The following is a 19661-nucleotide window of genomic DNA, read 5'->3' on the forward strand; positions in this document are numbered from 1 at the left end:
CGAAGTACAGCAAAACGATGATAAAAACTGAAAGCGGGTAGATTAGCGGTACGGAATTCCATTCCCGAAATCGATCATTCAGGGATATAGTTACAGTGCCGGATAGGAGCCGAGTACCTTCAGGAAGGCCGCCTTCTCCCGCAATTCCTGTAGTGCTTTCGCGACTTTTGTATCTTGCTGATGACCTTCGATATCCACAAAAAATACATACTCCCATAAACCCGCGCGAGACGGCCGCGACTCCAGGCGGCTCATGCTGACTCCGTGATCCGCCAGCGGGGCCAGCAATCCATGTATCGCGCCCGGAAGATTCCGGGCGGACATGACCAGTGAGGTTTTGTCCTTGCCCGAGGGCGCTACTTCCTGTGCGCCGATTACGAGAAAACGCGTGGTGTTATTAGGATCGTCCTCGATATTTTCAGCACAGACCGTGAGCCCGAATACCTCTCCCGCTTTTCTCCCGGCTACCGCTGCTGCATTTTCATCCTCTGCGGCCAGTCTCGCCGCATCTGCATTGCTCGCCGCATTGATCCGCGCTTGCCCGGTCAAATGGGGCAGGTTAGTGTTAAGCCATTCATGACATTGAGAGAATGATTGAGGATGAGAGTAAATTTTTGTGATGCGTGCGAGATCAACGTGCCGCGCAAGCAGAAGCTGATGTATAGGCAACGCAATTTCACCGCATACTTTTAACGGGGTTTGCAGCAGCAAGTCCAGCGACCTGCCCACTGCACCTTCGGTGGAATTCTCCACCGGCACGACCCCATAACCGGCTGCACCCGATTCCACCTTTCGAAATACATCATCTATCGAGGTGCAGGCCAGAGTCGTTACCACGCCACCGAAGCGCTTTAGCGCGGCCTCTTCCGAAAAGGTTCCTTGGGGACCCAAATATGCTACCGTCAAAGGTTCTTCCATGGATCGGCACAGTGACATGATTTCCGTAAATAATCGCACAATATGTTCGTTGTCCAGCGGTCCGGGATTTAGCTCGCATAACCGGGCCAACACCTGGGCTTCCCGCTCGGGGCGATATGCCGTGCCGTTCTTGATCTGTCCGATCTCTCGTGCGAGACCAGCGCGGTCGCTCATTAGCTTGAGCAACTTGCTGTCAATCGCGTCTATCTTATCGCGCAGCTGTTTGAGTTGACCGGTCATCGAGAATGAATTTTTATAGTGGCTATAATTATTTAGCCAGTATCGGCACGTAGCGCACCATTAATACGCCACGAATCGCCGCAATCTCGTCTATTGTTTCTTGCGGTACGGGCCTGTCGACGTCAACTAGCGTGTAGGCCATCTCGCCGCGGGATTTATTGCCCATGTTAAGAATGTTAAGGCCTGCTTTGGCCATACCGGTGGAAATCTGCCCCAGCATGTTGGGCACGTTGGAATTTGCTACCGCCAGGCGGAAAGGAGATCCGCGTTCCATTGTTATGTTGGGGAAATTGACTGCGTTGGTAATGTTTCCGTTTTCAAGATAATCAACTATCTGGTTCACTACCATTACCGCGCAATTCTCCTCTGCTTCCATCGTCGATGCGCCCAGATGCGGCAGCGTGATCACAGTGGTCCGGTGCCGCAGTAACTGGCTGGGAAAATCGCAAACATAATATTTTATTTTGCCCGAGTCGATTCCTTCGAGTACCGCACTCTCGTCGACGATACCATCGCGGGAGAAGTTGAGCAGAATCGTGCCGGCTTTCATATTCGACACGAGCTTGTGATTGATCAGGTGCCGTGTGGCGTCCAGCAGGGGCACATGCAGCGTCACAAATTCACTATTGCGCAGCAGATCTTCCATGCTCTCGGCGCGTTTGACATCGGCTGATAGATTCCAGGCTGCGTCCACCGTTATATTCGGGTCGTAACCCATCACTTTCATGCCAAGCCGGAGCGCCGCATCCGCTACCAGACGTCCTACCGCACCCAGGCCTACGATCCCGAGCGTGCGTCCCGGCAATTCAATTCCCGCGAATTGCTTCTTGCCGGCCTCCGCCAGTTTGTGCAGCGTCGCATTATCGCCTTGCAAATCCTCGGCAAAGCGAATCGCCGGGACTAGGTTGCGTGACGCCATCAGCAAGCCGGCAAGCACCAGTTCTTTCACCGCATTGGCGTTTGCACCGGGTGCGTTAAAGACTGGCACACCACGAAGGTTCATGTCTTTCACCGGAACGTTGTTGGTGCCCGCACCTGCGCGGCCTATCGCTTTTACGCTGGGTGCGATATCCATTTGCAGCATGTTGTGTGAACGCACCAGGATTGCATCCGGCTCGGTTATATCGTCCCCGATGGTGTAATGATGCGTGTCAAACAGCTTCAGGCCCAGCGGTGAAATCTGGTTGAGCGTAAGTATCCGAAAGATTTTATGTGCGCGTTCAGGCATGATCGCTCGCAAATTTTTTCATGAATTCAACCAGGACCTTTACCCCTTCGAGGGGCATGGCGTTGTATATCGAAGCGCGCATCCCTCCCACTGAACGATGGCCCTTCAACTGGATCAAGCCGTGTGCCTTGGCCTGTTTCAGAAACTCGTCATCGAGCGCGGCATTTTTTAACGTGAACGGCACATTCATGCGCGAGCGGTCGGCTTTGGCTACGGGACAATGATAAAAATCGGTGGTATCCAACAAACCGTACAACAGATTGGCCTTGGCAACGTTTACCTTTTCCATTGCAGCCAACCCGCCGTTTTTTTTCAACCACTCCAGCACAAGGCCGGTAATATACATGGCGTAGGTCGGTGGGGTGTTATACATCGAGTCGGTATCAGCGTGAATTTTATAGTCGAACATGGTCGGCGTGCCAGGGATGGTTTGTCCCAGCAAGTCGTCGCGGACGATGACAATGCATAAACCGGCGGGGCCGACGTTTTTCTGCGCGCCGGCATAAATCACCCCGAACCGGGCCACATCGATAGGGCGTGACATAAAGCTGGAGGACATGTCTGCCACCAGCGGCATGTCAACCTTCATGTGCGATAAATCCGGAACCCAGTTGAATTCCACTCCACCGATTGTCTCGTTGGGCGTGTAGTGCAGATAGGCCCCGTCGGGGTCGATATTCCATGTGTCTTGCGCCGGCACGTAGGTGAAATTCGCATCTTCGGATGTGGCCGCGACATTCACGGCAGCATATTTCTTTGCTTCCTTAATGGCTTTTTTGGACCACTCGCCCGTATTGACGTAGTTGGCGCTTTTTTTTCCGCGCAGCAGGTTCATGGGTGCCATGGCAAACTGCGTGGAGGCGCCGCCGGTTAAAAACAGAACCTTATAGTTGGCAGGGATGCCTGCCAGTTCGCGCAAATCGGCTTCAACCTTGGCCGCAATGGACATGAATTCCTTGCCGCGATGGCTCATCTCCATAACAGACATGCCGCTGCCATGCCAGTCGAGCATTTCATCGCGCGCTTGTTGCAGAACTTCCGTCGGTAATACCGCCGGGCCTGCGCTGAAGTTGTATATATGCTCCATTAAAACCCCTTTATCTCTACAGGACATGCACTGAAAATCATATTTCGCGCTTTTATTCCCGGTAATTCAAAAATCCGCCTTCTTGCGGTCAGTAGGATGGGTAGAGCGTAGCGCAACCCATCAAAACGACGCAACACGACACATTAGCCGTGACCGGATATCGATGCAAAGGCGGCTGCCAATAACCAAATGGTGGATTGCGCTACGCTGCACCCACCCTACGCAAGCTGCGCTCCCATTCGGGCAATTTACAAATGAGCTTACCGCAACTCTGGATTTTTAAAAGCGCGCCTAAATCTTATACATTCTGGATCAGTTCTTTTTCCTCGTCCGCCTCGACCACCCTTTCCAGCCCGGCGAGTTTTTCGCCCTTGTCCAGGTTGATCAGCGTTACGCCCTGGGTCGCGCGGCTCATTTCGCGCACCTCATTGACGCGAGTGCGAATCAGCACGCCGCCCGTGGTAATAAGCATGATCTCATCATCCTGCCTGACCAGCTTTGCCGCCACGACCTTGCCGTTGCGCTGGGTGGTCTTGATCGCAATCATGCCTTGGCTACCGCGGCCGTGACGAGTGTATTCACCTATCGGGGTACGCTTGCCATAGCCATTTTCCGTTGCGGTCAGGACCGCCAGTTCCTCACTCTCGGCCACCAGCAGGGATATTACTTTCTGACCGCTGCCCAATTTCATCCCACGTACGCCACGCGCGCCGCGCCCCATCGGACGTACATCATTCTCATCGAAACGCACTGCTTTGCCGCCGTCGGAAAAGAGCATCACATCATGCTTGCCTTCAGTCAGGGCTACGCCGATCAGGAAATCATCCTCATCCAGACCTACTGCGATGATGCCACTGGCGCGAGGGCGGGAAAATTCCGACAACGGTGTTTTTTTCACGGTTCCAAAAGAAGTGGCCATAAATATGTAACGGTTCTCTTCGAAAACCTTTACGGGCAGAATGGCATTGATCTTTTCGTCCCGTTCCAGTTGCACCAGGTTGACGATAGGCTTGCCGCGCGAGGCGCGACCCCCCTGGGGCACATTGTAGACCTTGATCCAGTAAACACGTCCGCGGCTGGAAAAGCACAGGATATAATCATGCGTATTGGCGATGAAAAGATTATCGATGAAATCGTCTTCTTTGGTGCCAGTTGCCTGTTTTCCGCGTCCGCCCCGTTTTTGAGCCCGGTAGTCATCGAGCGGTTGTGACTTGATATAGCCGCTATGCGATAGCGTTACGACCACATCCTCAGGGGTGATCAGATCCTCCATACTCAAATCCTGAGTATCGATAACGATTTCGCTGCGGCGCTTATCACCGAACTGTTGCTTTATTGCAACAAGCTCCTCGGTAATAATGGTCGTGATACGTTCCGGCTTGGCGAGAATGTCGAGAAGGTCGGCAATTTTTTCCATTACCTCTTTATACTCGCTCACGATCTTGTCCTGCTCCAGCCCGGTCAGCCGCTGCAGGCGTAATTCGAGAATCGCTTGCGCTTGCGCATCCGACAGGCGGTATCCATCACCGGATAAACCGAATTCAGGCGCCAGTCCGTCAGGACGAAACGCCTTCACGTCGACCGAGGCGCGAACCAGCATTTCCTCCACCAGTGCGGAACGCCATATCTTCGACATCAGTGCTTCTTTCGCTACCGCAGGCGTAGGCGCCGCCTTGATGAGGGCTATCACTTCATCCACGTTTGAAAGCGCTACCGCCAGGCCTTCCAGAAGATGCCCGCGCTCACGTGCTTTTTTCAATTCGAATACGGTGCGTCTCGTCACCACCTCGCGGCGGTGGCGCAAGAATGCATCCAGCATCTGCTTCAAATTCAGCAGGCGCGGCTGCCCGTCCAGCAGGGCCACCATATTCATGCCAAAGGTGTCCTGCATTTGTGTTTCTTTGTATAAATTGTTCAGTACCACTTCGGGTACTTCTCCGCGCCGGAGCTCGATGACCACGCGCATGCCGGATTTGTCCGATTCATCGCGCAAATCGGAAATACCCTCGATTTTCTTGTCGCGCACCAGTTCGCCGATACGGATCAGCAAATTGGCCTTGTTTACCTGGTATGGCAACTCGTCAATGATGATGCTTTGGCGGCTGCCCTTTTCCATATCCTCAAAGTGGGTGCGCGCGCGCATCACTACGCGGCCACGCCCGGTACGGTAGCCTTCCTTCACGCCGGCAACGCCGTAGATGATGCCGGCAGTTGGAAAATCCGGTGCAGGAATGATTTCTATCAACTCTTCAATGGTTGTGTCGGCATTCTTCAGTAGCGCCAGGCAGGCATCCACCACTTCATTGAGGTTATGCGGAGGGATGTTGGTCGCCATGCCGACCGCGATGCCGGAAGAGCCGTTGATAAGCAGATTGGGAATTTTCGCGGGCAGAATCAGCGGTTCTTTCTCCGACCCGTCGTAGTTCGGGCCGAAATCCACCGTTTCCTTGTCGAGATCAGCCAATAGTTCATGAGCGATCCGCGACATCCGGATTTCGGTATAACGCATTGCCGCCGCATTATCGCCATCTACTGAGCCAAAGTTGCCCTGGCCATCCACCAGCATGTAGCGCAGCGAAAAGTTCTGCGCCATGCGCACGATAGTGTCATATACCGCGGTATCGCCATGCGGATGGTACTTACCGATTACGTCGCCGACGATACGCGCCGATTTTTTATAGGGGCGATTCCAGTCGTTGGACAGTTCGTGCATGGCGAATAATGCCCGGCGGTGTACCGGCTTCAAGCCGTCCCGCACATCCGGCAATGCCCGGCCTACGATCACGCTCATGGCGTAGTCAAGATAAGAGCGGCGCATCTCCTCTTCGAGGCTGATGGGCAGTGTTTCTTTAGCGAATTGATCCATTACTTATTTTATTCAGGATAAACAGTAGCTTAAAGCCTAAATGTCGTCCTGATCGTCACCCCGGATAGCGATACATAAAACTACTTATTTTAGCATGCCGATTGTATTCAAGTCACCTCTGCATTCCAGCATTCATGCCGTTTGCAACAACATGATTTGACAAGAACGGACATATAACTAGATAATCGGCACGCGAATATGCAATAATGTGCCGCGGCCAAAATAAAATGGCTTTGTTTGTTATTTGCATGACCTAGGGATGATTTGATCTTGAATTGAAGTTTTTCTGAAAAAGGGGCAATAGATGAAAAATACGGTAACGAGAAAACTCTTGCTTGGCGCGATGGTGGTGCCAATGTTGTTTGCAGGAGCTGCCATGGCTGAGGAGCAACCCGAGGCATATGCAAGTGATGCCCGCGGTGTTACAGCCCGAGATTCATCCGGCGACTGTTGGCGCACAGGCTACTGGACGCCCGCCATGGCGACCTACGAATGCGATCCCGAATTGCTGCCGAAACCCGTGAAGACGGTCGAAGCTACCGAACCCACTCCAGCCCCGGTTCCTGCCAACTACGGCGAACCTGAAAAAATATCGCTCTCCGCCGATCAACTATTCGATTTCGATAAAGCCAATCTGAAACCCGAGGGCAAGCAAGCCCTGGATGACCTTGTCTCCAAGCTTCAAGGTGTCAAATACGACACGATCGTTGTAATCGGATACGCTGACCGTATCGGCTCTGATGCCTATAACAAGAAATTATCCATGCGTCGTGCTGAATCCGTCAAAAGCTACCTGGTCAACCAAAAAAGCATAGCGGCCGATAGCGTCTTTACCGATGGCAAGGGAGAAGCCAATCCGGTAACCGGCGATACCTGCAAGGGCGATAAGAAAACCAAGGCATTGATCGCATGTCTGCAACCCGACCGTCGCGTTGAAGTTGAAGTGGCCGGCACACGGGCGACAGTACAGTAATCCTGCTTCAAACTGAAAACTAAAACCCTGCCATCGCGCAGGGTTTTTTTTTGCTAAGCTTTCACATAATGATCTGTTCCGAAAAAATTGATACATTGCTGGAGGCACGCTGGATAATTCCGGTGGAACCCGCCGGAGTGGCGCTGCGCGACCATGCCATTGCAATCGATAAAGGCATGATTCGCGCAATTGTCCCAAATGCCGAGGCCCATGCCCGATTCGCGCCAGAGGAACATATTGTTCTTGAGAATCATGCGCTGATGCCGGGCCTGGTGAATCTCCACACTCATGCTGCGATGTCGCTGATGCGAGGCATTGCAGACGATCTGCCACTAATGGAGTGGCTTAACAATCACATATGGCCTGCGGAATCCAGGCACGTTGATTCGGGCTTTGTCTTTGATGGCACCCGATTAGCCTGCGCCGAGATGCTGAGAGGCGGGGTCACCTGCTTTAACGACATGTATTTCTATCCCGAAGCGGCCGCTCGGGCGGCGATCGCGTCGGGTATACGCGCCAGCATCGGTATGATCGCCATCGATTTTCCTACCGCATATGCCAGCGATGCCGACGATTATCTCGCCAAAGGCCTGGCACTGCGCGACGAATATAGTCGACATCCGCTGCTGTCGTTCTGCTTCGCGCCCCACGCGCCTTATACGGTGAGCGATAGGGTGTTCAATAAAATTCTCACCTATGCGGAGCAACTCGATTTACCCATCCATATTCACTTGCATGAAACCCGTGATGAAATCAGCAATAGTGTGAAAATTCATGGGGTACGTCCCATAGAACGATTGCATAAGCTCGGCCTGCTCGGTCCCAATCTAATTGCCGTACATATGGTTTATCTGGATAACGGCGAAATCGAATTGCTGGCGCAGCAAGGTTGCACCGTGGCGCATTGCCCTTCTTCCAATCTGAAACTGGGCAATGGTCTGGCGCCCATAGTCTCACTGCTGAATGCGGGCGTTAACGTCGGTATTGGAACGGACGGTGCCGCCAGCAACAATCGACTCGATATGTTTGAAGAAATGCGTTTTACCGCGCTGCTTGCCAAAGGACAGAGCGGCGGCGCGAGCATGCTACCCGCATGGCAGGCACTGCAAATGGCTACACTCAATGGCGCTCGGGCGCTGGGTCTGGGTGCGCTCACCGGTTCGCTGGTGGCGGGCAAGGCGGCGGACATCATTGCCCTGGATTTTTCCAGCATCGAGCTCTCGCCCTGTTATGATCCTGTTTCCCATCTCGTCTATGCCGCAGGGCGGGAACACGTGAGCCATGTGTGGGTAAATGGTAAGATACTGCTGAATTGCGGAGAGCTGACCACGCTGGATGAGCAGGAGCTGTTGCTCAGGGCTGAATTCTGGCGGGAACAGATGGCAGTGGGCTGAAGAGGGCTGAAGAATTAGCAACGTAACAGAAGTCATCCTATATGGTTATATGGTATGAAAGATGGATGAAATGCAGTGCAACCCGTCGCAACCCATTATTTTTTCCGAAGAGTTGGGCCTATAAACAGTAGAGTTATATGGAGAGCGGATTGAAGGCATGTGAGATAAGCGGGATGATGAATCGCTTCACTCCGCAATGCCAATAAAAACCGCATAGAGGCATGATGAGTAAACAGACGGAAAGTGACAACGTAAACGTTGATCTGCTGGAACTGGAAAAATTCAGCCAGCTCGCGCACCGCTGGTGGGACCCTAGCAGTGAATTCAAGCCGTTGCATGAAATCAACCCCCTGCGGCTGAATTATATCGACCAGCTTGTCGACTTTTCAGGCAAAACTGTACTGGACGTCGGTTGTGGCGGCGGTATTTTGTCAGAAAGCATGGCAGACCGCGCCGCACAGGTCACGGGTATCGATCTTGGCGATAAAGCGCTCAAGGTTGCAAAGCTGCACCTGCTGGAAAGCCACAAGCAGGTGAATTACCGCAAGGTGGCCGTAGAAGAACTTGCCAAAGAACAGCCCCATCATTATGACGTGGTTACCTGCATGGAAATGCTGGAGCACGTGCCCAACCCGGCGAGCACCGTGAAAGCATGCGCCCAGCTTGCCAAGCCCGGCGGCTGGGTTTTCTTCTCAACCATCAACCGTAACCCCAAATCGTACCTTTTCGCCATAATCGGGGCCGAATATGTACTGGGCCTGTTGCCCAGGGGCACTCACGATTACGCAAAATTCATCAAGCCATCTGAACTGGGCCGCATGGGTCGTGATGCAGGGCTAGCCGTCGAGGAGATCATTGGCCTGACTTACAACCCCATCACGAAAGTTTATGCGTTGGGACAGGATTCGGATGTCAACTACATCATGGCGTTCCGTGCTTGAAGTTCCATAGCGATACCAGGCTGAGCCGTAGCCTCTGCCTGCTTTCCGCGCCGGCTCATCAATTCCTTTCTCGCGTCTGAATTACTTGATTCAGCCATTGAGCCCAGTCATCACTCATTTATGATCAAAGCCGTTCTATTCGATCTCGACGGTACGCTTGCCGATACCGCCCCCGATTTGGGGCATGCCCTCAATCGGCAGCGCATCATGCGTGGCCTTGCGGTCGTGCCGATAGAACACATCCGTACCGAAGCCTCAGCAGGGGTGCGCGGCCTGCTTGGTCTTGGGTTCGGTATCAAACCCGGCGATAAGGACTATGACGCGATGCGCGTGGAATTCCTTGATTTTTACGCCGAACGGTTGTGCGATGAAACATCTCTGTTTCAAGGCGTGACTGAATTACTCGATCAACTCGATGTTCGCGGACTACCGTGGGGCATCGTCACCAATAAACCGGCGCGTTTCTCCATCCCGCTGATGCAGGCGCTAGGCCTGAGCAATCGTTTCGCGTGCATCATCAGCGGCGGAGACACCGTGCATTCCAAACCCCATCCAGAGCCACTACTTGCGGCCAGCAATACGATGGCTGTCTCGCCGGCCGAATGCGTCTATCTGGGCGACGACTTGCGCGATGTGCAGGCCAGCCTCGCGGCAGGCATGGAACCGATCGTGGCGAGATACGGCTACTTGGGCAATGCGGCACCGCCCGAGTCTTGGGGAGCGAGATACCTCATCGATCAACCGCAAGAACTGCTCGGTTATCTGTAATACTCCTCAATATCTGGTAGCATACCAAAAGTGGCGGTTGAGTTCTTTTGAGAAGGTGCCTGAGCCAACAGTGCAGGGGGGGTGATTGAACTCTTCCGGTCCGCCGTTATCTAATAAATGTAAATACAGAATGCCGGGGGCGACCTGGCTTCGACGTGGATTACAAAGCAGTGCAGGGCATACCGAGGACCAGTTACCTCGTAAATACATCTGGAAACCAATAGTCGCAAACGACGATAGTTACGCTCTAGCCGCTTAAATCCGGCTGGACTCCGCACCGGTGGGCCTCAACGCCGGGTCTGGCAACAGGCAGCGGAGCCATTAACGAGGATCGCGTTCGGTAGGGTCACTTTACAGAACGCTAAAAAATAGGTGACTCGCCTGTCATTAGTCTGCCAGTTGACGCATGCCAGGTTAAATTAAATAACATGGCTAAGTATGTAGAACTGTCTGTAGAGGATTTGCGGACGCGGGTTCGATTCCCGCCGCCTCCACCAATGAAGTGTCCTAAGTAGTCCAAAGAAATCCAGAAAACCCGCATGAATAAAGGCTTGCGGGTTTTTTGTTGTCCAAACACATCCAAACTCGACTATTGCAATCCGACGGTAACTGACGGTAAGCTTGACGGTAACAGACTTACCGTCAAATGGAGTTACCGTCATGGCACTTACTGACACCGCAATCCGTAATGCCAAACCGGCTCAAAAACCTATCAAGCTAACGGACGAGCGCGGGCTTTACCTGCTGCTCAAGCCGAATGGTTCACGCTGGTGGCGGTTTGATTACCGCTACGGCGGCAAACGCAAAACGCTTTCCATGGGCGTTTATCCCGATGTGAGCTTAAAGGATGCTCGTAACCGGCGTGATGAAGCGCGCAAACTGCTGGCTTTTGACGCCGATCCGGGCGAAAACGTAAAGCGATCAAAGCCGCCAAATCCGAACAGGGGGCGAACAGTTTCGAAGTTATTACGCGGGAGTGGTATACAAAATATTCCGCCACCTGGAATGCCAGTCATGGCGAGCGTATCATCCGCCGGTTTGAGCGCGACCTATTTCCCTGGATCGGCAGTAAACCCATTGCAGAGATTGCCGCGCCTGAACTGCTGGCAACGGTACGGCGCATCGAAAGCAGGGGAGCAGTAGAAACCGCGCATAGGGCATTGGGTAATTGTGGGCAAGTATTTCGCTACGCAATCGCAACCGGACGCGCCACGAGAGATATTTCTGCCGATCTGAGGGGCGCACTTCCCCCGGTGAAAGGTGAACACTTTGCAACCATTACCGAACCCAAGCAGGTAGCGTCATTATTGCGGGCAATGGATGACTATACAGGCTCGCATGTTGTGCGGTGCGCATTGCGCCTTGCCCCGCTGGTGTTCGTTCGTCCTGGAGAGCTTCGCACGGCTGAATGGAAGGATATTGACATTGATGGGGCGGAATGGCGTTATACCGTCACCAAGACCAATACGCCGCACATTGTTCCGCTTGCACGGCAAGCCGTGGAAATACTCACTGAACTGCAAGCCCTCACTGGGAGCGGACGCTTCGTGTTTCCCGGCGCACGCACCAATGGCCGACCTATGAGCGATAATGCAATCCTTGCCGCTATGCGGCGCATGAGCATCGACAAGGAAGAGATGAGCGGTCACGGCTTCCGCGCCATGGCGCGCACTATCCTTGATGAAGTGCTGGGTTTTCGGTCCGATTTTATCGAACACCAATTAGCCCATGCGGTGAAAGACCGCAATGGGCGCGCCTATAATCGCACGGCGCACTTGCCCGAACGCCGCAAGATGATGCAACAGTGGGCTGATTACCTGGACAAACTGAAAGCCGGTGCGGAAATCATCCCCCTTCATGGCGTGGCGTAAAGATGTGTCCTAGAGAAAACCATGAACGAAGATAACGCTGACGATTTTTGTCCAGCCGAACAAGATCCGTGGGCACTTCGCAAACCGGATTGGAATATCTGGAAATCAGTTAAACAGGCAAGGCTCTGGCACGCAGTTGCACTGGCGTGTGATCTTGATCCGGCTAACTTCCAGCTTTTCGATAATCCGCAACTCGCAAGGCTGTTTAAGGAACCACCTCGTCAATTCGATGATTTGCTTGTCATGGCTAAGGGCAGCATTGGAGCTAACGGCATTCTAAAATTGATTTCCCGAAGCGATGAAGGGTTGGAAGAAAGCGAAGTCAAGCTTTCAAACTTCGCTACCTGGCTTAAAAGCATGCAGCACAAACTCCCCGCACAATTCCCCTGGCTGTCCGAACCCATCACCCTGAGCAACATGGATTGGCCATGGGGGAGACACGAAACGGATTTACTGCGAAAGCTCGCTGCTGCCGCACAGCGTTTCTGGAGTAACTACGACCCCGCCGACCCGACCACCGCGCCTACTAATCAGCAAGTCATCGACTGGCTAAAGGGGCAAGGTGTGTCTGAACGTACTGCTGAAATCATGGCGACTATCCTTCGCGCAGACGGCTTGCCAACCGGCCCGCGCAAGTAATACACCGCGCCCTCTCTGCGTCAATACTGGCGCGACATTCCACGTAATCCGCATCCAGTTCCCGCGCCCCTCCGCGCGTATTAGCGCACCCTCTCATGCTATTTAATTGCCAACCTTGTTCAACAACTTCTCAAGAGGTACAAACATGGTTCAAGCAATCCTACGGCTTCCTGCTGTTAAAGCTGAGTCTGGCGCTTCGCGCTCAACGATCTATTTACGCATCCAGCAAGGGCTTTGGCCCAAGCCTGTCAGATTAGGTCCACGCTCTGTAGGCTGGCCCGCTAGCGAAGTTGCCGCTATCAATATTGCCCGCATTGCGGGGATGACTGATGATGAAATCCGCAACCTGGTAGTCAAGCTGGAAGCGGCTCGCAAAACCGCTGCCAATGCGCTCTAAGGGGATGACAATGCAAAATACCGTTACAGCGCAAGTTACTCCGCTCGCATCCCGGCAAAACTCAGCGAATGCACCCGTAACTTTATGCCGCTATGGTGGCGGGCGCTTCGAACTCTCGGAAACGGGTGTTTACTTCCTTGGCAAGGACAAAGACGGCAATGAGCAAACGCCCCAATGGGTTTGTGCACCTTTACACGTTATTGCCAAGACGCGGGACGAGAAGAGCGGGGAATGGGGGCGACTGCTGGAATGGCAGGATGACGATGGTCACACCCATCAATGGGCAATGCCGCTTGAACTGCTGGAAAGTGATGGGTTAGACGTAAGGCGTGAGCTTGCACGGCTTGGCCGGCAAATTTCCCCAAGTCCATCGGCACGCGGCCTGTTGGCTACATACATCAAGGTACAGCCGATAGATGCTAGAGCGCGTTGTGTAGATCGTTTGGGCTGGCATGGCAATACTTTTGTTACTCCTAACGGCTCGATTGGGGAAGCTGAAGAGCTTGTCGTGTTTCAAAATTCGCATGCCACTGAACCCGCTTATTCTGAGTCAGGCACGGCAGACGAATGGCGCAACTCTGTCGCAGCTTTGGCGATAGGGAACACGCGGCTGGTATTTGCTCTTTTTGTGGCTTTTGCGGGCGCATTGGCTGAAATTGCAGGAGAAGATTCTGGCGGCTTTCATTTTCGCGGCGCTTCATCCTCTGGCAAATCCACTGCATTGAAGCTTGCCGCTTCCGTATGGGGTAACCCCTCAACTTATGTGCGTCTATGGTGCGGTACGGTCAATGGGTTAGAGGGATTAGCGACCTTGCACAATGATGGGCTGCTGATTCTGGATGAAATCGGTCAGATAGACCCGGATGATGCCGGAGAGGCCGCGTACATGCTGGCGAATGGTCAAGGCAAGGTGAGGGCATCACGCAATGGAACTACCCGTTCAGCGCAACACTGGCAGCTGCTATTCCTCAGTGCGGGCGAAACATCCCTTTCCGCTGTCATGGCCCAAGCAGGCAAGCGATCGACCGCTGGGCAAGAAATCCGTCTGGCTGACATAGAAGCCGATGCTGGCGCGGGCATGGGTATATTCGAGGCATTGCATGGGCATCCCAATGCGGCTGCCCTGGCGTTAGCAATCAAGGAAGCCTCTGCCACGCATCATGGCACGACGGGTAAGGAATGGCTGCGCTACCTGGTGGCGAACCGGGCTGGCCTCAAAAACCTTATTCCGGCGCAAATAAAGCGGTTTGTAACCGAGATAGTGCCGGCGAATGCGGCAGGGCAGGTAGAGCGAGTAGCGCGGCGCTTTGCATTGGTTGCTATCGCTGGTGAGCTTGCGACTCACTGTAAGTTGACAGGCTGGCCCGAAGGAGAAGCTATTCATGCTGCCCGCAAATGCTTTGCCGCATGGTTGGAAGCCTTTGGCGGCAGCGGCAACCGCGAAGAGCGCATCATACTTGCCCGGGTTCGGGGTTTCTTCGAGACGCATGGCGCAAGTCGCTTTGAAGATATCAACGCCACAATCGACCAGCGTATCCTCAAACGGGCAGGCTTCTACCGGAATGGGGCAAATGAGGGGCGAGAGTTTCTGGTATTGCCGGAAACATTCCGCCAGGAGATCTGCCAAGGGTTTGATGAAAAGACTGTTAAGAAAGTCTTGATTGCCGCTGGATTGTTGCTACCTGGCAAAGATAAAAAGCCCTCACAAATTCTGAGGCTCCCTGGATTAGGTTCGTCAAGGGTCTATGTTATCCGGTACCGGGATGAGGGAGAGTAAGCGCGATTACTGATGTAACAACGGTAACGCGGTAACAGCCAATACAGGCTTAGTTCTCAACGTTACCTCAGTGTTACCACGTCCTGCCCGCCGGTAACACGTCATAGCGTTACGGAAATCCCGTTACAGGAAATCCTGTTACAGGAAATTTTTACCGCATCGCATTCCTGTTACCGTTACAGAGAATCTTGATGCATTGCGGCCCTGTTACCGTTACAGGGATGCATCAGCCGCCCTTACTGTAACCGTAACAGTAACAGGGGGACGTTTAACGTATCTTGCTTCTGCGACCGTTACCGCCGTTACCGGATATATTCGAACCGGTACCATTTTGCGGTAACACGGGATACCCTATGAATTGGGCGTTGCATGTGTCTAATGCGAATTGTTACCGCTGTTACCAACTAAAGGATAGAGGCCGCCAGTCGTTCCATATCGGTCGCTTCCACAACGACATAACAAATGTAAAATCCTACGAAGGCTTGTATTTGTCCACAACTGCCGATATTGGATTCGGCAATTTATCTATTGGTAGCTGTGCCAGGGCTGAGATAGCGCCTGCGGCATACGATTGAAACTTGATCGAGACGGGCGGCTAGATTGACCCCATAAGTTGGCTCCTATAGTTGAGTAAAAAAACTGGGGCATAATACGTTGGTTTCCGGTCCCTTTTCTTAATGTAATAATCAGATCGCCAGCTTAGAAGAATATTAATAATCATAAAGATAAAATCACATGACCGCCGTCTCTATATTAGTAAACGTCCGAACCAGGGGTCTCTTGATTAACTGTTATGCCACGAGAGGCTCATTCATGGCGAGCTCAAATCGTTCTGGTATGCGGGGATCATTGATCTGGCCCGGATACCGACAATGCTAATGGATCGGGTATATGAGCCGGATGTAGGTGATGTCATCTACCATTACTGCTCTGCGGCTACTTTTCACGCAATCGTAACGTCTGGGACTATTCGGTTCTCCGATATCAATATGCTTAATGACGCCAGCGAAGCCCGCTGGGCTTACAAGGTATTTGAAGAAGCCGCAACTCGATTATTGAACCGAAGAGACATACCGTCTTCTGTGCCGAATATTGATTCGGCGTTCATTGATGTGATCGACAGAATCGTGTCTCCAATTCAGCTGATCGCCCACCCGTTCATTGCCTGCTTCTCGCAGGAGCCCGACATGCTGTGTCAGTGGCGTGCATATGCGGATGACGGTCGTGGTTTCGCCCCTCGGTTTTAAGGCGCGGACCCTTCGGACGCAACTGCCGGCAACATTCCTTCGAGCCCTCTATGACCGTGAGCAGCAAGTAAAGGAAATGATGCAGGCAATCGTCGCTATCTTCATGCGGCAACGCGACGGAGATGAAACTGTGAAGGCTAAGTTCTCCGAAGACTGTGTATTGCTAGCGACATTCATGGAGGCATTCAAGCATCCCTCCTTTCAGGCGGAAGGCGAGATTCGCGCGGTACACGTAATAAACGTTCAGGCGCAAGGCACGCTGTGTAAGTTTGCTGACCCGGGCGGAACGATCAATGGCAATGTTGAGGTCCAAGGAAATCCCATTGAGTTCCAGATCAGAGATAACCACCTAATCGCTTACACAGATATCAAATTTTTGCCTCCAGGAACAGACTCGCCATTGGCAGAGCTCATCCTTGGACCCAAAAACCATAGTGCTCCGGGAAACCTGTCTCTATTCCTCGGAGGCCTTGGCTTCTCTGACGTTAATCTGCGTCGGTCAAATGCGCCCTATCGCTAAGAATGACCTACTACTGCTTGCGCCGACCGGCCGCGCCTCCGGCGCTTCCGGCGGCTGAAGTAGAGCGTTGGTCGTACAAGTAACAGATAATGAGAACGATGCAACGAGATGTCGTCCCTACCGAAGTTAAACGCGCTGTCTTGGTGGGGGGTGACGATCGCTGCGCAATTTCTACATGTCGAGCTGCTACCATGGAAATAGCCCATATCCTCCCTTGGGCTGAGTCCCAAGACAACTCGTTCGAGAACCTGATTGCTCTTTGCCCCAACTGCAATACACGGTTTGATCAGAAGAAGATCGATCGTGACCCGCCCCCAAAATCAGCACCGGTCTAAAATGGAAAATTCCGGCTCCATCAGCCTGCCTGACAGGGGGTTTTCCCTTGCCTGGCGGGCGAATTCGGCTGGCGTTGCCCACTGCAATGCAGAGTGGGGACGAACCTCATTATAGTACTGCCGCCACTCGTCGATCTTGCGCTTGGCGTCCTCTAAAGACAAGAACCAGTGCGCATTGAGGCACTCCTGCCGCAACCGTCCATTGAACCTTTCCACCTTGGCGTTGTCCGTTGGTTTACCCGGGCGGCTAAAGTCGAGTTCAATGCCGCGCTCATAGGCCCATTTGTCCATGACCTTGGAAATAAATTCGCTGCCATTGTCGACTTTGATAATGCTGGGCAGCCCTCGCTTCGTTGCAATACGGTTGAGCGTCTTCACGACATCCTCTCCTTTCAGGCTTTGGCCTACCTCGATGGCTAGGCTCTCCCGCGTATAGTTGTCCACCACGGTCAACGCGCGCAGGCGCCTGCCATCGAACAGTGCATCGGCGACGAAATCCATACTCCAGATCTGATTCATTGCCGTAACAAAGTGTTTGGGCTGGCGCAGGCGTGCCGACTTGTTGCGCTTGGGACGCTTGAACCGTAACGATAGCCCTTCTTGCCGATAGAGCCGGTAAACACGTTTGTGATTGTCTTTGAAGCCTTCCCGCTGCAACATGACATGCACGCGCCGGTAACCATAGTGCACGCGTGTGGCGGCAATTTCCCTGATGCGCATGAGCAGCATCGATGAATCACGGGCGCGCGACTTGTAGACGTACACCGTGCGCGATAGTTTGAGCAATGCGCACGTCCGCCTCAAGCTGGCGCGGTATCGGTTGCGCAATTCATCGATCAGGACGCGTTTATGGGAAGGCTTCAGAGCTTTTTTGACAGCACATCCTGCAGCATGGTCTTGTCCAGGCTCAAGTCGGCCACTAACCGCTTGAGCTTGACGTTCTCTTCCTCCAACTGCTTCAGCCGTCTCAGCTCGGATGGGCCCAGCCCACCATACTTCTTCTTCCAGTTATAAAACGTCGCATCACTGATGCCCATCTTCCTGCAGACTTCTTCAACCGGCGTGCCAAGCTCTGCCTGCTTCAGGGCAAACGCAATCTGCTGCTCCGTATACTTGCTTCTCTTCACGTCATGACTCCTTTCATCAAGGTTAAAATCATGCCGGAAATTCTACTTTTAATCGGTACGATTTATTGGGGTAGGGTCAGATTCGAGATGCCCCAATAAAGTGTCCCAAGTAGTCCAAAGAAATCCAGAAAACCCGCATGAATAAAGGCTTGCGGGTTTTTTGTTGTCCAAGGAAGTTCAAACTCGGCTGTTGTAAACCGGCGGTAACTGACGGTAAACTTGACGGTAACAGTAATCATCAGATGAAGTTGCCATCAAAACGCTGGTCACGCAGCTTATGGCAAATAACAAGACCTGACCCCGTGTGTGGTGGTCGTGGGGGATAATAAAGGTGGAATCAGCATGTGATAAGCACACGGGCGAGGTTATCGACGCCGAACAACTATGGATCATCGTCCCGGTCGATCCCATGGGCTATGAATGTCGGGGCTGCGGTGCACTGGTCACCCCTTGCTCGTACCGGCCTGAAAACAAGGTCCGTCCCTACTTCAGCGCGAAAGACGGGCACAACGCCGGCTGTGACGTTGACGGAGAAGTTGAACTGGTGAAACGAGCCCAAAAGCAGCGCATCTCAACGCGCGAGGGCTTCCCGGGCAGTTTCCCGAACCGGCTCGTACTCCGAGACACACGCAAAGTGGTTGACTCGAACGGAACTCCGACTGTCGCGACGAGTGCCGGAGGACGCCGAAGCGGCTCCAAGGGGTCGAGTGAGAAACAACGGGATCGCCACTGGGCGGCCCAGACCATTCGACCGATCTGCCGCACTTTCGTCAACTATCCGTATGATCGCGACCTCCCTTTGGCGGTGCTTGGCATCGCAGTTGGCACCTACCAGCGCGTCTTCCGCTCACTCAAGGTCAAGGGGGATCAGATCCTCCGGCACCCCGAACCGCGCCTTTTCTACGGCCCCATCAGCTGGAAGGCGTCATTCGCCAATGACGACCGGCTCGAGATCCAGTTGAGCTACGGCGAATGGATAGAGGGGAAGCTCACTCGTCCGTACCGGGTGAGAATGAGCTGGAAAGACTGGAGCGATGCGAAGCGCAACTATGTTTCTCGCGAGGTCCGGACCGCCAAGGTGGAATCCATAGCGGCGAACAAGCGCGGCGACAAAGAGAAGGGATGGCTCTTTTTCATTGGCAGGCAGGACGAGAGCGATTCCGCGCTCTTTCACGTCGATGATCATCGACTTGTCTGTTGCGTGGTCGCCGAAATGATCTGTCCGCGCGGCCCGTGAAGAGTCAGGAGGAGTAGCAAGCTTCCGTTCGTTCCAGTACTTAGTTCGCCAGCCGCAAATGGATGAGGAGATACGATGGTCTTGAATGATCAAGCG

General features: G+C 53.3%; 17 protein-coding genes, 1 other RNA gene and 1 pseudogene. 14 read left to right on the forward strand and 5 right to left on the reverse strand.

Going from position 1 to position 19661, the window contains the following annotated elements:
- Positions 1 to 90: 90 nt before the first annotated feature.
- The 4 genes from pheA to gyrA form a co-directional block, all read right to left on the reverse strand.
- Positions 91 to 1158 carry a prephenate dehydratase gene (gene pheA / locus F822_RS11290; RefSeq protein WP_025041177.1) on the reverse strand — a complete coding sequence of 356 codons (1068 nt, stop codon included), beginning with the start codon at positions 1156 to 1158 and terminating at the stop codon, positions 91 to 93.
- 28 nt (positions 1159 to 1186) lie between these two features.
- Positions 1187 to 2386, reverse strand: coding sequence for a 3-phosphoglycerate dehydrogenase family protein (locus F822_RS11295; protein WP_025041176.1), 1200 nt, complete (start codon positions 2384 to 2386; stop codon positions 1187 to 1189).
- Positions 2379 to 3473 (reverse strand): 3-phosphoserine/phosphohydroxythreonine transaminase, encoded by a 1095-nt coding sequence (gene serC / locus F822_RS11300; protein ID WP_025041175.1) that lies wholly within the window; start codon positions 3471 to 3473, stop codon positions 2379 to 2381. Before serC ends, F822_RS11295 begins: the two co-directional genes overlap by 8 nt.
- 298 nt (positions 3474 to 3771) lie before the next feature.
- A complete protein-coding gene (gyrA, locus tag F822_RS11305; RefSeq protein ID WP_025041174.1) occupies positions 3772 to 6339 on the reverse strand; it encodes a DNA gyrase subunit A in 2568 nt (855 codons plus the stop codon).
- A gap of 304 nt (positions 6340 to 6643) precedes the next feature.
- Here gyrA and F822_RS11310 point away from each other — a divergent pair, with 304 nt between their 5' ends.
- From F822_RS11310 to F822_RS16035, 13 genes and pseudogenes are all read left to right on the forward strand, one after another.
- A complete protein-coding gene (locus F822_RS11310) occupies positions 6644 to 7312 on the forward strand; it encodes an OmpA family protein (RefSeq protein WP_025041173.1) in 669 nt (222 codons plus the stop codon).
- A 68-nt stretch (positions 7313 to 7380) separates the two neighbouring features.
- Complete coding sequence (locus F822_RS11315) at positions 7381 to 8706, forward strand: TRZ/ATZ family hydrolase (protein ID WP_025041172.1); 1326 nt, start codon at positions 7381 to 7383, stop codon at positions 8704 to 8706.
- A 221-nt stretch (positions 8707 to 8927) separates the two neighbouring features.
- Entirely contained in the window at positions 8928 to 9647 is a 720-nt protein-coding gene (gene ubiG, locus F822_RS11320) for a bifunctional 2-polyprenyl-6-hydroxyphenol methylase/3-demethylubiquinol 3-O-methyltransferase UbiG (RefSeq protein ID WP_025041171.1), read from the forward strand.
- A gap of 120 nt (positions 9648 to 9767) precedes the next feature.
- Positions 9768 to 10415 carry an HAD family hydrolase gene (locus F822_RS11325; protein ID WP_025041170.1) on the forward strand — a complete coding sequence of 216 codons (648 nt, stop codon included), beginning with the start codon at positions 9768 to 9770 and terminating at the stop codon, positions 10413 to 10415.
- Between the two features lie 135 nt (positions 10416 to 10550).
- Positions 10551 to 10912, forward strand: a transfer-messenger RNA (tmRNA) gene (ssrA, locus tag F822_RS14915).
- Between the two features lie 163 nt (positions 10913 to 11075).
- A pseudogene (locus tag F822_RS16030) lies at positions 11076 to 11273 on the forward strand (Arm DNA-binding domain-containing protein); the annotation flags it as partial.
- Positions 11274 to 11380: 107 nt separating this feature from the next.
- Complete coding sequence (locus F822_RS15920; protein ID WP_407938238.1) at positions 11381 to 12286, forward strand: tyrosine-type recombinase/integrase; 906 nt, start codon at positions 11381 to 11383, stop codon at positions 12284 to 12286.
- Positions 12287 to 12307: 21 nt separating this feature from the next.
- Positions 12308 to 12925 carry a hypothetical protein gene (locus tag F822_RS11335; protein WP_025041169.1) on the forward strand — a complete coding sequence of 206 codons (618 nt, stop codon included), beginning with the start codon at positions 12308 to 12310 and terminating at the stop codon, positions 12923 to 12925.
- A 145-nt stretch (positions 12926 to 13070) separates the two neighbouring features.
- On the forward strand, positions 13071 to 13322 hold the full coding sequence (locus tag F822_RS11340) for a helix-turn-helix transcriptional regulator (protein ID WP_025041168.1): 252 nt from the start codon (positions 13071 to 13073) through the stop codon (positions 13320 to 13322).
- A 10-nt stretch (positions 13323 to 13332) separates the two neighbouring features.
- On the forward strand, positions 13333 to 15099 hold the full coding sequence (locus tag F822_RS11345; protein WP_025041167.1) for a DUF927 domain-containing protein: 1767 nt from the start codon (positions 13333 to 13335) through the stop codon (positions 15097 to 15099).
- Between the two features lie 989 nt (positions 15100 to 16088).
- Positions 16089 to 16346, forward strand: a complete 258-nt coding sequence (locus F822_RS11350; RefSeq protein ID WP_156304407.1) for a hypothetical protein — start codon at positions 16089 to 16091, stop codon at positions 16344 to 16346.
- Positions 16315 to 16866: a hypothetical protein gene (locus F822_RS11355; RefSeq protein ID WP_025041165.1), complete on the forward strand. Its 552-nt coding sequence runs from the start codon at positions 16315 to 16317 to the stop codon at positions 16864 to 16866. The genes F822_RS11350 and F822_RS11355 overlap by 32 nt, the downstream gene beginning before the upstream one ends.
- A 98-nt stretch (positions 16867 to 16964) precedes the next feature.
- The gene (locus F822_RS16035) at positions 16965 to 17201 is read left to right on the forward strand and encodes an HNH endonuclease (RefSeq protein WP_025041164.1); all 237 of its coding nucleotides are present in this window, start codon (positions 16965 to 16967) and stop codon (positions 17199 to 17201) included.
- On the opposite strand, the gene F822_RS11360 is transcribed toward F822_RS16035, so the two are convergent.
- Positions 17187 to 18328 (reverse strand): IS3 family transposase gene (locus F822_RS11360; protein WP_156304408.1). Its coding sequence is split into 2 segments (ribosomal slippage): positions 17187 to 18076 and positions 18076 to 18328, totalling 1143 coding nucleotides; the frame shifts between segments, so codons are not numbered across the junction. The genes F822_RS16035 and F822_RS11360 overlap by 15 nt on opposite strands.
- Before the next feature lie 331 nt (positions 18329 to 18659).
- Between F822_RS11360 and F822_RS11370 the strand changes: the two genes are divergently transcribed.
- The gene (locus tag F822_RS11370; protein ID WP_197272820.1) at positions 18660 to 19565 is read left to right on the forward strand and encodes a hypothetical protein; all 906 of its coding nucleotides are present in this window, start codon (positions 18660 to 18662) and stop codon (positions 19563 to 19565) included.
- Positions 19566 to 19661 lie beyond the last annotated feature (96 nt).

The sequence above is a fragment of the Nitrosospira briensis C-128 genome (assembly GCF_000619905.2).
Classification (GTDB): domain Bacteria; phylum Pseudomonadota; class Gammaproteobacteria; order Burkholderiales; family Nitrosomonadaceae; genus Nitrosospira; species Nitrosospira briensis.

What these genes read in the sequence shown, in the direction of transcription:
- gyrA (WP_025041174.1), bottom strand. Translation starts at nt 6,339, where the DNA reads ATGGATCAATTCGCTAAAGAAACACTGCCCATCAGCCTCGAAGAGGAG.
- serC (WP_025041175.1), bottom strand. Translation starts at nt 3,473, where the DNA reads ATGGAGCATATATACAACTTCAGCGCAGGCCCGGCGGTATTACCGACG.
- F822_RS11340 (WP_025041168.1), top strand. Translation starts at nt 13,071, where the DNA reads ATGGTTCAAGCAATCCTACGGCTTCCTGCTGTTAAAGCTGAGTCTGGC.
- F822_RS11315 (WP_025041172.1), top strand. Translation starts at nt 7,381, where the DNA reads ATGATCTGTTCCGAAAAAATTGATACATTGCTGGAGGCACGCTGGATA.
- F822_RS11345 (WP_025041167.1), top strand. Translation starts at nt 13,333, where the DNA reads ATGCAAAATACCGTTACAGCGCAAGTTACTCCGCTCGCATCCCGGCAA.
- F822_RS11310 (WP_025041173.1), top strand. Translation starts at nt 6,644, where the DNA reads ATGAAAAATACGGTAACGAGAAAACTCTTGCTTGGCGCGATGGTGGTG.
- pheA (WP_025041177.1), bottom strand. Translation starts at nt 1,158, where the DNA reads ATGACCGGTCAACTCAAACAGCTGCGCGATAAGATAGACGCGATTGAC.
- F822_RS16035 (WP_025041164.1), top strand. Translation starts at nt 16,965, where the DNA reads ATGCAACGAGATGTCGTCCCTACCGAAGTTAAACGCGCTGTCTTGGTG.
- F822_RS11325 (WP_025041170.1), top strand. Translation starts at nt 9,768, where the DNA reads ATGATCAAAGCCGTTCTATTCGATCTCGACGGTACGCTTGCCGATACC.
- ubiG (WP_025041171.1), top strand. Translation starts at nt 8,928, where the DNA reads ATGATGAGTAAACAGACGGAAAGTGACAACGTAAACGTTGATCTGCTG.
- F822_RS11295 (WP_025041176.1), bottom strand. Translation starts at nt 2,386, where the DNA reads ATGCCTGAACGCGCACATAAAATCTTTCGGATACTTACGCTCAACCAG.
- F822_RS11335 (WP_025041169.1), top strand. Translation starts at nt 12,308, where the DNA reads ATGAACGAAGATAACGCTGACGATTTTTGTCCAGCCGAACAAGATCCG.
- F822_RS11355 (WP_025041165.1), top strand. Translation starts at nt 16,315, where the DNA reads ATGACGGTCGTGGTTTCGCCCCTCGGTTTTAAGGCGCGGACCCTTCGG.
- F822_RS11350 (WP_156304407.1), top strand. Translation starts at nt 16,089, where the DNA reads ATGCTTAATGACGCCAGCGAAGCCCGCTGGGCTTACAAGGTATTTGAA.